A 16,440-nucleotide genomic window follows, 5' to 3' on the forward strand; every position below is an offset into this window, starting at 1 on the left:
ATATACTTTTGTCCTATCAAACTACTAGGATTAATGGAGTTATTGACATTCAAGGCCATTTTGATTTTGAAAGAGCTTGAACTCTTTAGGAATCTATTCCAAATAAAAAGTGCTGCCAAAAAATCTTCAGTCTGTAAATCATAGCTGTTTTGATCAAGATGAATCCTTAATCTTAGGGATGAAATTTTATAAAGACCAATCTAAAAAATAGTAATTCAAAAATAAGTGAAGATGAAAAAACGAATGCGTTGCCGTTAAAAAAATACCATTTCTGTGGGAACAGAAATGGCGAAGTTTAAAGAAATTGTACATCTCTATAAGGAAAGTAAGAGTGGAGTAAATCCATTTTCGACTCCCTTATTTATTAAACCAAAATAAAGTAATGATAAAAATAATAAATAGTTATGCATGGTTTTGCATTTTGTTAATTTCCATAGGGATTAACGCTCAAGAGACCAAAGCGTCAAGTCAATCCAAACTGGACGGAACCGTTATCGATGCAATTACAAAGGAGCCTGTTATTGGGGCTTCCGTTAACATTAAAGGGACTACACAGGGGGCTGTAACCGATACACAGGGAAAATTTCACCTCCAAACACCACAAAAATTTCCTTTTACGCTGGTGGTAAGTTATATGGGGTATAAAAAATCGGAAGTGGTTGTCAATGGAAATTCTGTTACCGTAACGCTTTCTGAAGATCAAAATGTATTGTCTGAAGTAGTGGTTACTGCACTTGGGATTTCAAAAGAAAAGAAATCATTAGGATACACTACCCAGTCCCTTAAGGCGAAGGATTTAGAGAATACAAAAGAAACCAATTTTTTGAATGGTTTAACAGGTAAATTGGCGGGAGTGCGTATTACCAATTCGCAAGGTGATATGGGATCTTCCCGTATCGTTATTCGCGGTGAAACTTCTATTTCTGGAAATAACCAACCCTTATTTGTAGTGGATGGAGTTCCGGTAGATAACTCGCAATTGAACTTTGGTGGAGCTACCCGAGATTTTAAAAATGCGATTGCCGATTTAAACCCTAATGATATTGAATCATTAAGTGTGCTAAAAGGACCTAATGCTGCTGCGCTTTACGGATCCCGTGCTGCTCATGGTGTTGTATTGATTACTACAAAATCAGGGAGAGGTCAAAAAGGACTAGGCATAAGCTTTAGTTCAGGAATAACGATCTCTAAAGTAACCACTTTACCTGATTTTCAAAACTCATTTGGACAAGGGGCAAACGGAAAATTTAGCTATGTAGATGGTAAAGGTGGCGGTATTAATGATGGAGTTGATGAAAGCTGGGGACCTAAACTGGATGGGCGCCTTATTCCTCAATTTTATTCAAATGGTCAAGCAGTGCCTTTTGTGGCTCATCCGGATAACGTGAAGGATTTCTTTAATACAGGACTAACTTTTGATAATAGTATTGCCGTGGCCAAATCAGATGAAAAATCAGATTTCCGTTTAGGGGTAAACAATCAAAAGCAATTAGGGACAGTACCTAACAGTGAAGTAAATAAAACCAACTTTACGATTAATTCGAATTATCAAATATCCAAAAATATAAAAGTAGGGGTAACGGCTAACTATATAGTTACCGACGCTCCAGCCTTGCCAGGTGGTCCATCGGGTAACCGTGCTGCTGGTGTAATGCTACAGTTTCTTTGGTTCGGACGCCAGGTAGATATCAATCAGCTTAAAAACAATAGAGATGTGAACTGGAACAATAGTTATTATAGCAACCCGTATTGGAATGCTTATTATAACACTACTAGTCAGCAGCGTAACCGTATCATAGGGGATATCCATTTGGATGCCAAGATTATGGATGGATTACATTTCAAATTTCGCACTGGAGTGGACTATTATAACGATCGTAGAAAATACACCATTAAATATGGTACAAATGGAACTCCTTTTGGATCATATGCGGAAGATGCTTATACGGTAAACGAAAGAAACACAGAGGGAATTTTCCACTATACCAAAAAACTAAGTGAAGATTTTAGTTTGGACGCTCTTGCTGGATTCAATGTGCGTAATCATAGCGATGCCAATAATTATCAAAAAGCACCTCGTTTGGCTGTGCCTGACTTGTACACCTTAACCAATTCACGTGATCCATTGACTTCATCGAACTCATTCTCAAAATTGAGAGTGTACAGTGGATATGCTTCAGCTCAACTGGGGTATAGAAATTATGCCTTTTTGAACTTGACCGCTCGTAATGACTGGTCATCGACATTGCCAAGCAGTAATCGTTCTTATTTCTATCCTTCTGTTAATGGTAGTTTAGTTCTATCGGATGCTTTGAATATCAAAAGCAATACACTGGACTTCTTAAAGCTACGTGGTGGTTGGTCAGAAGTAGGTAATGATGCCGATCCGTATCAATTGGCTACGGTTTATAATTTTCAAACCGCATTTGACGGGAATCCTATTCAAACCTCTTCGCAGAAGAAGCTCAATGAGAATTTGAAACCAGAAACAACTCGCTCTACCGAATTGGGTATCGAATCTTCCTTCTGGAAAAACAGATTGCATTTTGATGTCGCTTATTATAACACCAATAGTTTTGACCAGATTTTAGAAATCAAAACCACTAGTGCCAGCGGTTATAATTCACAGTTAATCAATGCAGGAAAAATAAACAATCATGGTGTAGAAGTTCAATTGGACGGAAGTCCTATTCAAACCCAAGATTTCAAATGGAATGTAGGGGTAAATTATGCAAAGAACATCAGCAAAGTGGAGGTTCTTGACTATGATGGTCAGATTCAAAACTATACTATCGGATCTTCTGGAGGTGTTGATGTATTGGCATCGGTTGGACAAGCCTATGGTGCACTTTATGGAACGGCTTATCTGCGTGACGCGAATGGAAACATAGTAGTGGGTACTAATGGATTGCCGAAAGCGGATCCACAAAAAAGAGTATTGGGACATTATACCCCAGACTATTTAGCAGGTGTTACCAATACATTGACTTATAAAAATCTTGAATTATCATTTCTTATTGATGCTAGTGTAGGTGGGGAGATTTTCTCGGGTACGAACAGAACAGGAAATTATACAGGTGTGCTAGAGCAAACTCTTCCAGGTCGAGATGCAGCCAATGGTGGATTAAGTTATTATTATCCAGGGAACAATACCGCCAATGGGAAAAGCTTGTTGACAGGGGCATCGGCTCCAAGTGGTGTAACGCTATATGATGACGGAATGATCTTTCAAGGCGTATATGCCGATGGAGCTCCCAACAGTCAAGTAATTAGTGCACAGGAATATTACAAAGGTTCTTATAATATCAGCGAAGCTTATATTTACAGTTCTACTTTTGTGAAACTAAGAGAAGTAAAACTGACCTACAATTTCAATAAGAAGCTAATTAAGAAGCTTGGATTTGAAGGAGCAAGTGTTACCGCTGCAGGTCGTAATCTTTTATTTATCTACAAAGACGTGCCCAACATTGATCCTGAATCTGCCTTCAGTACAGGAAATGCTCAAGGCTTGGAGAGCTTAGCTTTACCAACGACTAGAAGTTTCAGCCTTAATGTTAATCTTAAATTTTAAACACACATCATCATGCTAAAAAAACTAGCCTATATAACGCTATTTGCAGTGGCTTTGAGCTCCTGCAGTGAGAACTTGGATGAAATTAATAAAAATCCAAATGCCACGGAAAAACCACTGGCGCCTTTCCTTTTAACAGGAACCTTAAAACAGGGAGCTGACTTGTATTGGGGGTCAGAGAGTAATTTTAATTCCTCTTTGTTATTTGTTCAGCACTGGGCAAAAATTCAATATACCGAACCAGATCGATTCGACTTGTCCAACAATTCTTTTACATCTTTGTGGAATACAGGCTATGCCACCTTGATTACGGATTTGAATACGATTCTGAATTTCTCAGATCAGCAGGCCAATTCAAATTATAAAGGGATCGCACTGACCTTACGCTCATGGACGTTTTTATTGTTGACTGATGCTTATGGTAGCATTCCGTATAAGGAAGCAGGTCTAAAAGTAACACCGGCCTATGACACACAAAAAGAAGTTTATGTGGGATTGCTTGAAGATTTGAAAAAAGCTCAATCCTTATTAAGTACCACAAATGGTGAAGTAGTCGGAGACTTGGCTTATAAAGGGGATATTACAAAATGGAAAAAATTAGTCAATTCACTTCGTTTGCGTATCGCCTTGAGAATTTCGGACAAAGAACCTGCTTTAGCTAAACAAGCCGTGATAGAAGCTACAAGCGATGCTGCAGGAGTAATTAGCAGTAATAGTGAAACTTTTAAATTTGTTTATACCAGTTCACCACAACAAAACCCTGCCTCAGCCTGGTTCGAAACACGTGATGATTTTCGTATTTCGAAGACCATAGTGGACAAATTAAATGAGTTATCCGATCCACGTTTAGCGGTTTACGCGCAGTTGCCATCAGATCCAAGTGTAGGTAAATACGTTGGAGGGGCTAATGGATTGTCCAATAGTGATGCCAATAGTCAAGGTTTTGCGAAAACGTCAAAACCGGGTACTTACTTTTTGACTTCGTCTTCACCGGCTGTAATGGTTTCGTATTCCGAAGTATTGTTCAATCTTTCTGAAGCAGCAGCCCGAGGGTATATTGCGCAAGATGCAGAGCAACTTTATAAAAATGCCATTACAGCATCGTTTAACCAATTTGGTATTACTGATGCCACCATAATTGCTAATTATCTAAATCAAGCAACAGTGAAGTACGATGCAAGTAATTATGCCAAATCAATAGGTACACAAAAATGGATTGCATTCTTTGGACAAGGTCTTGATGCCTATGTGGAGTGGAGAAGACTGGACTACCCAGTATTAAAAGCGGGTCCAGCTACTGTTTTGGATGGACAGATTCCTTCACGTTTCTTTTATCCAGGTACAGAACAGTCCTTGAACGGTCAAAGTTACCAAGCAGCCGTAGCGGCGCAAGGAAAGGACCTGTTGACGACAAAACTATGGTTTGATGTCAAATAAATAGGATTCCGAGAGGGATACGTATTCAAACAGCTGGTTTTTGAATAGTAAAATAAGGCCAGTAAGGGATTGAACTCCCTACAGTTCAGCATAAGAAAAAAGACAACTCAATATATTTTTGAGTTGTCTTTTTTTTATTTTAAAGGTCTAAAGGTTTATTAATTGTACGGGGCTTAGAATACGTTTTTGTAAAGCACAGCGCACAACATTTTTAAAAGCTTTAGGATTAATTGGGAGCAGTAATTAAACAGGGAAATTACTTTTCTTGCGAGTTAAAAAATGCATCACTATCCATGCTAATAAATAAGCAGAACCACACATGATAAAGATAATATTGTAACCAGCGGTTATATTTCCTAACAGTTTATAATGATCTAGGATCATACCAATTGCCAAAGGAAAAAGGATGCCTCCAACACAGCCTGCCATACCCCCAATACCCACAACCGAACTGATATCCTTTTTGGGAAAATAATCGGATACGGTTGTAAAAATATTAGCACTCCACGCTTGATGTGCCGCTGCGGCCAAACTGATTAAACCAACGGCTACCCATACATTTTTGGTGAATTGTGCCAGCATAATAGGCAGCACACAAACGGCAATAAAAAACATAGAAGTTTTACGAGCTCTATGTATGTTCCATCCTTTTTTGATCAAATAAGAAGATAAAAAACCACCACCAATACTACCAATAGTTGTGGCTGTATACACAATGACCAAAGGTAAACTTGGTTTCTTTAAATCAAGATTAAAAGTATCGGAAAAATAGGAAGGTAACCAGAACAAAAAGAACCACCAAACAGGATCGGTTAATAGTTTTCCAAAGATAAAAGCCCAGGTTTGCTTTATCTTAAACAAAGCAATCCATTTAACTGGCGCTTCAGTTTCGACAACGAGTTCATTATCACTGTGAATATAATCGAATTCTTCTTTGGATAATTTTTTATGTCGGCTAGGGCTTTCATAGTATTTCCACCAGAAAATCAACCATATAAAACCAATACCTCCTGTAATAATAAAAGCTTCTGGCCAACCATAAGCGCCTAAAATGGCAGGAACCATGATAGGAGCCACCACGGCACCTACATTGGCCCCCGAATTAAAAATTCCAGTGGCCAGAGCACGTTCTTTTTTAGGAAACCATTCGGCTACCGATTTTATGGCTGCAGGAAAATTACCAGCTTCGGCTACGCCTAGACCAACTCTTGCTAAACCAAAACCAAAAGTACTTTTAGCAAAGGCATGTGCCACTGCCGCAACACTCCAAAAGAATACCGATACCGAATACCCTAATTTAGTTCCTATTTTATCAATCCATCTTCCAAAACCGATAAGACCAATGGCATAGGCAGCAGAAAAAGCCATGACGATATTACTATAATCGGTTTCTGTCCAATGGAATTCTTTTTCTAATGTTGGTTTTAGCAAACCAATTACTTGCCTGTCGATATAATTAATAGTGGTCCCAAAAAACAGTAAGACCAGTATACCATAGCGAACTCTTTTTTCTGAAGGTATATTCATTTTAAGAATTTTTACAAGATTGAATTAGCATAGTGACCTTTTTGATATAATTGGAAAGGGCTTCAAAATGGCTTCCTTCAATCATATCAGTTTTCAAAAGTTTACTTCCCATACCCACAGCGCAAACTCCGGCATCAAACCAAGATTTTAGGTTTTGCACCTCTGGCTCTACACCGCCAGTAGGCATCAATAGAAGGTCTGGAAAAATGTCTTTTATAGATTGAATATAAGAGGGACCAACTAAATTTCCTGGAAATATTTTCACTAATGTGGCGCCTAAAGTTTGTGCTTGATGAATCTCAGTAGGGGTTAAACAACCCGGTATCCAGGCCAGGTTGTGCTCTAAAACTATATTGGATACTTCTGGAGAAACAATAGGACTTACCACAAAATCGGCTCCTAAGGCTATAAAATCTTTAGCAGATTCAGCGGTTTTTATCGTACCAATACCCAACAATAAATCGGGCATTTCTGTTGCGGCAATAGTTTTTAATGCTTTAAAATTAGTTAAGGCATTTTCACCACGATTGGTATATTCCAGTACACGTATACCGGATTGATATAAAGCTTTCAATATATCGATACTTACCACTTTACTGTCATTATAATATAAAGGCAACAATCCAGTTTGACTGATTTGTTGAATAACTAGTTCTTTTTTATTCATTTTGATGTATTAACTGTTCAATTTCTTCTGCCTTAGATGTGGTAGCATCTCCTTTTATGAATAATTTTTGATAGGCCGCTCTTGCCGCAAAGTCCACTATTTCTTGAGGGTTTTGTTGATGAACCATTCCATAGATAAGCCCTGCCATAAAACAATCCCCAGTTCCCACTTTATCTATGGTAGCAGTAGTAAACAAAGTTTCGCTTTTATAAAGATTCTCATGCTGATACAAAGTCGCAAAATACTTTACACTTTCTTGTTCGTTAAAACGAAAGGTATTGGCAACAGTATGGCAGTTGGAATATTTTTCTAAAATTTTCTCAGAAGAATCACGGGCTTGTTTTTCTAAATAAAGATCCTCACCAGCTGCTATTAATTCTGGGTCAATGGCGATGCCCAGCATTTTTTCTGCGGCCCAGATATTACCCATAATAACATGTGCGTAATGCGCCAGCTTAGGCATTACTTCTATGGGATCAACACCGTATTTCCAAAGTTTTTCTCTGTAGTTTAAATCCAAAGAAATGGTAATTCCTTTTTTTGTTGCTACCCTTAGTGCTTCTTCACATAGCGCTGCGATAGTGCTATTTATGGCAGGTGATATGGCAGTAAAATGAAACCAAGAAACGCCTTCAAAAATTTCTTCCCAGTTGATACTCGAGAGTTGTAGCTCTGAGAAAGAAGAATACTTACGGTCATAAATAACCCCTGCATTTTTAACATCTGCTCCTTGACTCAGATAATACGTTCCAATTCTATCCCCAGATTTAACTATAGCGGCCGTATCAACACCCATTTCCTTATAGTAATCCAGAATTTTATCCGATAGAAAATGGTCGGGTAGGGCGGTGCAATAGGCTACAGGAACATTCCATTTGGCCAGCGCTAGTGCAACATTACTTTCCGCTCCGCCTACATAAGCAGACATATGTTGTTGATGGGGGAAATTCCCCCCCATACTATATCTCAACAGGATTTCCCCAAAACAAAGTACTTTACCCATGATCAGTTAGGCTTCGTTACTTGGTTTTCCAATCGTAGCCAAGATTCCTCCGTCTACATAGACTATATGTCCGTTTACAAAATCACTGGCTTTAGAACTTAAAAAGATGGCAGCCCCTTGTAAATCCTCAGGATCTCCCCAACGACCAGCTGGTGTTCGGCCCATGATAAACTCGTTAAAAGGATGTCCGTTTACACGAATAGGTGCAGTTTGACTTGTAGCGAAATAGCCTGGGCCAATTCCATTGGTTTGGATATTGAATTTAGCCCATTCCGTAGCCATATTTTTAGTTAACATTTTTAGCCCTCCTTTTGCAGAGGCATAAGCACTAACAGAATCTCTACCCAATTCACTCATCATAGAGCACATATTGATAATTTTTCCACCTCCACGGCTAATCATTCCCTTTGCGACATTTTTAGAAACAATAAACGGTCCTGTTAAATCAACTTTTATTACCGCTTCAAAATCGGCCACTTCCATTTCGATAATAGGGGTTCTCTTGATGATTCCTGCGTTGTTGATTAAGATATCAATAGGACCTACTTCGGCTTCTATTTTGTTGATTGCAGCAATTACAGCGCTTTCATCAGTTACGTCAAATATATAACCGAAGGCTTCAATTCCTTCCGCTTTATATTCGGCAACAGCATTCTCTACAGCTTCTACAGAGGAATGATCGTTGACAACAATTTTGGCTCCTGCATGTCCAAGTCCTTTGGCCATAGCCATTCCAAGACCGTGTACTCCTCCGGTAATAAGGGCTGTTTTTCCGGTTAAATCAAATAAGTTAATTGACATTTTTTTCTTTTTTTTTGTTAATAGTTCTTTTCTTTTTTTGTGATATAATGGTAGACTACATACTCAGTGGCTATTGGTTTAAATAAAGACATAGGTATAGCCGTCAACACCATAAAATGGGTTGATCAGAGGATGTTGATCTAAAATTTTAGAGGTAGGTTACTCGGATTTTATTTTACATTGATCAGTAGGGGTGATTGAGTTTCTTTATAAAAACGATCTAAATAATCAAACCATTGTTTGGCAGAGGTAATTGTTCCTGCTCTATCCCAAGCTGCTCCAGTGTAGTAAACAATTGGTTGGTTGTTGGTAACGGTGGTTTGAGCTAATATTTGTTCTTTATCAATCCACATTTTGCTTACTGCTGTGGTCAAGATGGATCCTACTCCTGTAGTACCATATTCAGTAGAGGTTGGTTCCCAATACCCCATAACGCCTTGTTGCTCATTTAAGGCAATAACCCCTGTTTGCGGTCGTCTAATGATACCTACAACTACAGGCATGGGTTTGTTGTCATCAAATGTATAGGTGTTTTCGATACGATTAAGCTGTGAACCAGCATCTAAAGAAATCGTTTTTACCGCTTTTGCTTTTGTTCCTCCGGCATTCCAAGTATCATAGATAAGTTGAAATGTAGTTCGTAAAGGGCCATTGTCTAACACTTTCCACTGATGATAATTGGCCGAATAACGAATGGTATCTTTGATGTAGGGAGCCATATTTCCGGCACCTAAAGAAAAACCGACATGGTAGTAATCCATTCCGTCTCCATGATCGATGTGATAGTCAGCGCGTTTATAGCGATCATTAAGGACCATTTTAGGGCTTCTTTTGACCCATACATCAAAACCATAGGCATCTTCTTTACTATTTTCGATGGCTTTACCGTACGCACGAAAGGCTATTTTGTCGTTTTCCCAAGCAAAATCATCTTTGCGCTCGGGTACATAACGACCATAGGTCTTGGTAGTGAACGTTTGCGACTTTCCTTTTTGGATGAAAAGGTTTAGTGAAGATTTAGCTTTAACAGTAACTTGTACTAATAGGTTTTGAATCGAAGGAAGCCCACGATGTTCCAATTGAAAGGGAAGTTGCTTTTTCGTTAAGGGATCGATCACCACAAAATTAGCAGTGTCTATTTGGGGATAACGGGCGATAACCGTTTCCCATTTTACGGCAATAATTGCGTCTTTTCGTTCCAGTTCCGAATGGTTCTCAATGGTAATGCTTGCTTTTGTTTGTGCCAATATTCCCAGAGGAAATATAAAGGCACTACAGATAAAAAGTTTGATCAATTTCATAGTCAATTATTTTAAATCGTTAATAGCGCAATGGTCCATATCTCCGTAATCTAAATTTTCTCCAGCCATTCCCCAAATAAAAGTATAATTGGAGGTTCCTGCTCCTGAATGTATCGACCAGTTCGGCGAAATCACGGCTTGTTCATTTTGCATCCAGATGTGTCTGGTTTCTTGAGGTTGTCCCATAAAGTGACAAACGCTTTGATTTTCAGGAACTTCAAAATAGAAATAGGCTTCCATGCGTCTGTCGTGGGTATGGGCTGGCATCGTATTCCAAACACTGCCCGATTTTAGTTCGGTCATACCCATTTGTACTTGACAAGTTTGCACCACACTGTTGACTATTAATTTGTTGATGATCCGATGATTGGCCGTTTCCATTGTGCCTAATTCTACAATTTCAGCATCGGCTTTGGTTATTTTTTTAGATGGGTATTGATGATGAGCGGGAGCAGAGTTCAAATAAAATTTAGCAGGAGCACTAGGATCCACCGATTCAAAGAAAACTTCTTTGACACCTTTTCCAAGGTACAAGGCTTCTTTATAATCGAGTTCAAATCGTGCTCCATCAGCGGTCACAATTCCCTTTCCCCCAACGTTTATCATCCCAATTTCTCTTCTTTCTAGAAAGTAATTTGCTTTTAAGTCAGTAGGATTAGGTAGGGTCAGTTGTTGGTTGACAGGCATGGCACCCCCTATGATATAACGGTCAAAATGAGATAAAGTCAATCGTAGCTCATCTGCTTTAAAAACAGTTTCAATTAAAAAATTTTCACGTAGGTTTTCAGTGTTCATTTGTTTTGCTTCGGTGGGGCTTACCGCAAAACGACTTTCAAAAGTGGAATTCATAAGTATTATTTTGTAATGATTAAGGTGTTATTTTTGGTCATTATTTAGGTGAAAAACTGCAATAAAAGTGTTGCTTTATCGCGTTTTTGTTCGGTATTCTAAAGATGTAAAAAAGAGTTTAAGTGGACATTCGCCTAATTAATTGTACGGGTATAGTAGTTGTCTCACTGACCACTGTAGTCTGGATTTCATCTGTTTTTTGGGTTAGTTTTTTGATCAATTCTTCCACTACTGTAGTGGCCACTAAAGCAGGGAATTGTTCTATTGTTGTGATAGAGGGTCTGATGATTGCGGTTTTGGAATCATTGGAATAGCCTACAATCTTTAGCTGATCAGGGACCGTAATATTGTTTTCACGGGCAAATTCTAGCACGGCAATGGCACTAGCATCATTGGATGTGAAAACGCCATCAGGTTTATTTTCACCTTTGAAGAGTATTTGCATGACGTTGCGAGCGTTTTCGTGTGTTAGTTCCTGATAGAAAATCAGGTCCTCCTTAACGGGAATGTTGAACTGCGTCAACGCTTTTTTGTATCCAGAGGAGCGTTCGATATACAGGTTAGAAGTCAAGGGGCCAGAGATATGGGCAATTTTTTTGCAGCCCAATTCCAATAAATGTTGGGTGGCTAAATAACCGCCTCTGAAGTCATCTCCCTTAATAGAACTGGCTTGATAAGGTTTTGTAGGAACCCTATCATAAAAGAGCAGCGGAATATTATTATTGACAAACACATCAAAATGACTAAAGTCTTCCGTATGAAGGGTGCAGGCAACGATTAAAGCATCCACTCTATAGGAAAACATAATGTCAGCCTGTTCTTTTTCTACGGCTATAGCATCATTAGACTGGCAAATAATTAAGTTGTAGCCCAGTTGATGCAATTTGATTTGCAGGGTAGTGGCCACTTCAGCATGGAAAGACATCGATATGCAAGGTACAATTAAGCCTATGGTATTGGTTTTGTTACTGCGTAGACTTGAAGCCATTAAATTGCGACGATAATCTAATTTTTCAGCCATCTCCAATACGCGTTTTTTCGTAGCCGCTTTTACATAGGTACCATTGTTTAATGCTCTTGATATAGTCGAAGGCGAGAGGTTTAAGGCCTCTGCGATATCAATTATAGTGTTGTTGTCTTTATGTTTTTTTTCTTTTGACATGAGCTGTTAGCTAACTATTTTGTTGTGCAAATAGATTATTTAGATTTTCTTTTTTTAGTAGTTGGAAAGCCTTCTTATGGCTTAGGGTCTTCTAGTTTGGCTAAATACTCACTAGGCATGCAACCATAATGTTGTTTAAAGGCTGTTGAAAAATAAGAAGGCGAGTTAAAACCACACATATAGGTGATTTGGGCAATCGTATAACGCTTACTCTGCATGAGTTCAACCGCTTTTTTAAAGCGTATTCTCTTTATAAAATCCATAGCGGATTCACCGGTGATGGCTTTGAGTTTTAAATAAAGATTAGAGCGACTCATGCCTATTTTTTTGCTAAACTGATCTACTGAAAATTCAGAATCAGCCAAATGATCTTCCACTATATGGATGGCCTGTTTTAGAAATTCTTCATCAAGGGTATTGAAAGCAATATTCTCAGGAACCATTTCTTTTCCCACAGAATAATATTCTTTAAGCCGTTTACGAGAACGCAAGAGGTTCGTAACCTTTGCGGCTAATAAAGGAGTTGAAAACGGCTTCGTAATATAATCGTCAGCGCCCATTTCCAATCCTTTTATTTGCTGACTGGTTTCAGTTCGGGCCGTTAAAAGCATGAACGGGATATGGGATGTATTGATATTTTGCTTGACACGTTTGCAAAAATGAAGACCGTCGAGTTCAGGCATCATAACATCACTAATAATGATATCAAAGGGTTGCATTTCCAATAGTTCTAAGGCCATTTGACCATCATAAGCTACGGTGACCTCATATATTTTGCTAAAATAATCCTGTAAATAATCTATAATCTCTTTATTATCATCTACAATAAGTAGTTTAATAGGTTGATCCCTTTCAATGATTTCACTTTGCTGCATGAGCAAAGAATCTTCTGTAGCCAATTCATTATCTGTTATAATAGATAATTCATATAAAGAGCTTTCGACTTGCTGATCATTTTTGTAAACTTGGTCAAGGGTCGGAATCGTTACGGTAAAAGTGCTTCCTTTTTCTTGGGTACTTTCGGCCGAAATCTCGCCATGATGTAATTCAACCAAACGTTTGGTAAAAGCCAAACCAACGCCTGAACCTAGATTCATTTCACGATTGTTTACTTGGTAAAAACGGTCAAATACTTTAGATAAATCTTCTTCGCTAATTCCGACACCTGTATCGGCAACTTTTATTTGTATGGTATCATTTTTCTTTTCCAATTCCACATGAATATGCTGACCGGCTTTGGTGTACTTAAAGGCATTGGATAAAAGATTGAATAAAATCTTCTCCATGGCATCTTTATCAAAATAAAATAAGAGTTGTGGTTCAGTAGAGTGGTAGCTGTATTGAACGCCATTTTTCTCAGAAAGCGGTTTAAAGGATTCGAAAATTTCCTGAGTAAAACTCACGATATCTCCTTTGCCTACTTTAAGTTGTCGCGTTCCCATTTCGGTTTTTCTGAACTCAAACAACTGATCTACCAAATTATAAAGCCTTTTAGCGTTAATAAACATCAATTCATGTTTCTTTTTGGTTGTTTTATCTGCAAATGGCATCTTTAATAACTCTTCTAAAGGAGCTAAAATCAAGGTTAATGGCGTGCGTAACTCGTGTGAGACATTAGTGAAAAAGTCCATTTTAACCTGGTTGATATAACTCACTCGTTCTTTATCGATTCGTTCGAGTTTTAATTGTTGCAAGGCTTTTATACGCTCGGTTATCATTCTAAAGCCAATATAGATCGCTGTACCCACTATGGCGATCAGCAGTAAGTAAAACCATGCTGTTTTATACCAAGGCGCCAGGATTATTATTTTTAAACTTCTAAGGGTACTCATTTCTCCATTAGGACCAACGGCTTTAATTTGGAAGTTGTATTTTCCTGCAGGTAAATTGCTATAGCTGATCTTCAATTCGTCCGTACGCTGCCAATCCTTATCAATACCATCCAATTTATAATAGTAATAAGTACGATTGGAAGAGATATAATTGAAGGTATTAAAGAAGATACTGAACTGTTTGAATTCCGGTCCAATTTCCAATTCTTTGCTTTGATCAATATGTTCTTCGAGTATATTAGTATCATCGCCAACGGCAACCGTTTTATTTAAAACTTCTAATGCAGTAAAGCTTAGTTTTAAGGGAAGTGGCTTTTGTTTGATCATGGACGGATAGAAATAAGAAATTCCTTTTATCCCCCCAAAAAGCAGCATACCGTCTTTAGCTTTGCAAAAGGCATATTCATTAAATTGTTTATTCTGTAAACCATCACTTTTATCAAAAGTTTGCACTGTACTCTTGTCGGGGTTAAATTTGATCAGTCCTTTGTTGGTTGAAATCCATAGATTTCCATCCTCATCGGGAATGATACCGTAAATCGTTTCTTTTATGAAATTCTTTCTGGCATTTAAACTCATAAAGGATTCTTGTGTTTCATCGTACAAACGCAATCCTTCTCGGGTACCAATCCAGATTCTATGCTGTTGATCTTCGGTAATGCAATTGACAATGTCATCACTTAGTTTTCCTCGTTCAATAGTACCGAATAACATCGTATCAGGATAAAAAAGCGTAACGCCGTTGGTGGTTCCAATCCAGATGCGGTGTTTACTGTCCTCAAATAGAAAAGTAATATCATCGGAACTAGGACGTTTACCAGCCTTGTCTAAATGGATGTGGGTAAAAGATTTTGTTTCTGGATGAAATTGATCCAAGCCTGATCGAGTTCCCACCCAAATGCGTCCTTTACTATCTTTTAGAATGCTATAGACCAAATCGCCAGCAATACTGTTGGCGTTATTTTCATCGTGAAGAAAGCGCTGTACAGAACCCCCATTAGGGTTGAGTACATTCAATCCTCCGTTATGGGTTCCAATTAATACATTACCATTATCATCAAATTCGATGGCTTTGATATTGTTAGAACTTAAACTGTTGGGATTGCTTTCGCTATTAGAAAAATAGCTAATGGTATTGGCATTTTTATTCCAATAATTTACCCCTTTATCATTGCTTCCAATCCAAAAATTACCTTTAGCATCCTGCTTGATGACCCCAATAACTTCATCATTTAAAGAAGGTTTTCCGGAGTTTTGACTCAAAAGGTTAAATTTGATATCGTTTTTATGATAGTAGTTAAGACCGCCATAATAGGTCCCTAACCAAATACCATTTTGTTTGTCCTTAAAAAAACAACGCACTGAATTTTGACTGATCGTATAAGGCTGCGATATTTGATGGTTGTAATTGGTAAAAGAATTAGTCTTTGGATTAAAAATAGTAAGTCCTTTAAAACTTCCCATCCAAATATTGCCCTCGGTATCTTTCCCTATACATCGGATATTATTATCGGCGATACTATTGGTTCCAGCATGATGTAAAAGAGTAGAGATTTGTCCATTTTCAGCATTATAGCGGATAACACCATCGCCTTCAGTGGCCACCCATAGTTTTTTGCCCTCAATATAAACGGTGTTGATATACGGCTTTTTAGGACCAAGATCAATTTTGGTTAATTGATGTGTATTGGACTTTAGCTTAAAGAGACCCACATCGGTACCTAGGATAATTTGGCCTTGCCAAAGTCCGATGTACGCAATTTTTTTAATTTCATGCGATGAAGCATTAAATTTAATGGGAGTAAAATTTTCGTCTTTAGGAGACAAAACAAAGACATCTCCTGTAATGGATGTAGCCCAGATTCGATGCGCGCTATCCTCTGTTATAGAAGAGATAAACCATTCTCCTAGATCACGAGGCAGTTGGTAATTGATAAAGCTATCGGTATTGTAATTGTAAACACTAATACCTTTATTGCCACCTACCCATAATTGTCCTTTATGGTCTGTAAATAAACTTCGGATGTAATAGGATTGTAGACTTGTTTTAATATTCTTAACAGGTCGATATACTTTAAAACCTTTACTATCATAGCGATTCAAACCGTCTTGGGTTCCAATCCAGATAAAACCGAGCGTATCTTGCTGAATGGCAAAAACCGAGCTTTGCGACAAACCTTTGTCGACCGAGATATTTCGGAAATAGCGATCCTGAACTTGTGCATGACTTTTGTCTGCGAAAAGTACAAGGTAGAAAAACGCTATAAAAGCAATCGTTTTTTTCATAAAA

Annotated in this window: 10 protein-coding genes; 2 read left to right on the forward strand and 8 right to left on the reverse strand. The window is 38.1% G+C overall.

What is annotated here, in order from left to right; translation table 11 throughout:
* Positions 1–382 precede the first annotated feature (382 nt).
* On the forward strand, positions 383–3,571 hold the full coding sequence (locus AC51AA_RS02205; protein ID WP_500704115.1) for a SusC/RagA family TonB-linked outer membrane protein: 3,189 nt from the start codon (positions 383–385) through the stop codon (positions 3,569–3,571).
* Positions 3,572–3,583: 12 nt separating this feature from the next.
* Positions 3,584–5,008 carry a SusD/RagB family nutrient-binding outer membrane lipoprotein gene (locus AC51AA_RS02210; protein WP_500704116.1) on the forward strand — a complete coding sequence of 475 codons (1,425 nt, stop codon included), beginning with the start codon at positions 3,584–3,586 and terminating at the stop codon, positions 5,006–5,008.
* Positions 5,009–5,251: 243 nt separating this feature from the next.
* Here the strand turns inward: AC51AA_RS02210 and AC51AA_RS02215 are convergent, their stop codons facing one another.
* From AC51AA_RS02215 to AC51AA_RS02250, 8 genes are all read right to left on the reverse strand, one after another.
* Positions 5,252–6,535 (reverse strand): MFS transporter, encoded by a 1,284-nt coding sequence (locus tag AC51AA_RS02215; protein ID WP_500704117.1) that lies wholly within the window; start codon positions 6,533–6,535, stop codon positions 5,252–5,254.
* Position 6,536: 1 nt separating this feature from the next.
* On the reverse strand, positions 6,537–7,202 hold the full coding sequence (locus tag AC51AA_RS02220; RefSeq protein ID WP_500704118.1) for a bifunctional 4-hydroxy-2-oxoglutarate aldolase/2-dehydro-3-deoxy-phosphogluconate aldolase: 666 nt from the start codon (positions 7,200–7,202) through the stop codon (positions 6,537–6,539).
* Positions 7,195–8,205 (reverse strand): PfkB family carbohydrate kinase, encoded by a 1,011-nt coding sequence (locus AC51AA_RS02225; RefSeq protein WP_500704119.1) that lies wholly within the window; start codon positions 8,203–8,205, stop codon positions 7,195–7,197. Before AC51AA_RS02225 ends, AC51AA_RS02220 begins: the two co-directional genes overlap by 8 nt.
* A gap of 6 nt (positions 8,206–8,211) precedes the next feature.
* Positions 8,212–9,006, reverse strand: a complete 795-nt coding sequence (locus tag AC51AA_RS02230; protein ID WP_500704120.1) for a gluconate 5-dehydrogenase — start codon at positions 9,004–9,006, stop codon at positions 8,212–8,214.
* Positions 9,007–9,176: 170 nt separating this feature from the next.
* Entirely contained in the window at positions 9,177–10,307 is a 1,131-nt protein-coding gene (locus AC51AA_RS02235) for a BT3233 family polysaccharide utilization protein (protein WP_500704121.1), read from the reverse strand.
* Positions 10,308–10,313: 6 nt separating this feature from the next.
* A complete protein-coding gene (gene kduI, locus AC51AA_RS02240; RefSeq protein ID WP_500704122.1) occupies positions 10,314–11,156 on the reverse strand; it encodes a 5-dehydro-4-deoxy-D-glucuronate isomerase in 843 nt (280 codons plus the stop codon).
* A 118-nt stretch (positions 11,157–11,274) separates the two neighbouring features.
* Positions 11,275–12,318, reverse strand: a complete 1,044-nt coding sequence (locus AC51AA_RS02245; RefSeq protein ID WP_500704123.1) for a LacI family DNA-binding transcriptional regulator — start codon at positions 12,316–12,318, stop codon at positions 11,275–11,277.
* 74 nt (positions 12,319–12,392) lie between these two features.
* A complete protein-coding gene (locus AC51AA_RS02250; RefSeq protein ID WP_500704124.1) occupies positions 12,393–16,436 on the reverse strand; it encodes a hybrid sensor histidine kinase/response regulator transcription factor in 4,044 nt (1,347 codons plus the stop codon).
* Positions 16,437–16,440 lie beyond the last annotated feature (4 nt).

Source organism: Flavobacterium sp. OHVDL-2026-0007 (assembly GCF_059882335.1).

Excerpts from the sequence above, each read along its gene's own strand:
- AC51AA_RS02230 (WP_500704120.1), bottom strand. The coding sequence starts at position 9,006 with ATGTCAATTAACTTATTTGATTTAACCGGAAAAACAGCCCTTATTACC.
- AC51AA_RS02225 (WP_500704119.1), bottom strand. The coding sequence starts at position 8,205 with ATGGGTAAAGTACTTTGTTTTGGGGAAATCCTGTTGAGATATAGTATG.
- AC51AA_RS02245 (WP_500704123.1), bottom strand. The coding sequence starts at position 12,318 with ATGTCAAAAGAAAAAAAACATAAAGACAACAACACTATAATTGATATC.
- AC51AA_RS02205 (WP_500704115.1), top strand. The coding sequence starts at position 383 with ATGATAAAAATAATAAATAGTTATGCATGGTTTTGCATTTTGTTAATT.
- kduI (WP_500704122.1), bottom strand. The coding sequence starts at position 11,156 with ATGAATTCCACTTTTGAAAGTCGTTTTGCGGTAAGCCCCACCGAAGCA.
- AC51AA_RS02210 (WP_500704116.1), top strand. The coding sequence starts at position 3,584 with ATGCTAAAAAAACTAGCCTATATAACGCTATTTGCAGTGGCTTTGAGC.
- AC51AA_RS02215 (WP_500704117.1), bottom strand. The coding sequence starts at position 6,535 with ATGAATATACCTTCAGAAAAAAGAGTTCGCTATGGTATACTGGTCTTA.
- AC51AA_RS02250 (WP_500704124.1), bottom strand. The coding sequence starts at position 16,436 with ATGAAAAAAACGATTGCTTTTATAGCGTTTTTCTACCTTGTACTTTTC.
- AC51AA_RS02235 (WP_500704121.1), bottom strand. The coding sequence starts at position 10,307 with ATGAAATTGATCAAACTTTTTATCTGTAGTGCCTTTATATTTCCTCTG.
- AC51AA_RS02220 (WP_500704118.1), bottom strand. The coding sequence starts at position 7,202 with ATGAATAAAAAAGAACTAGTTATTCAACAAATCAGTCAAACTGGATTG.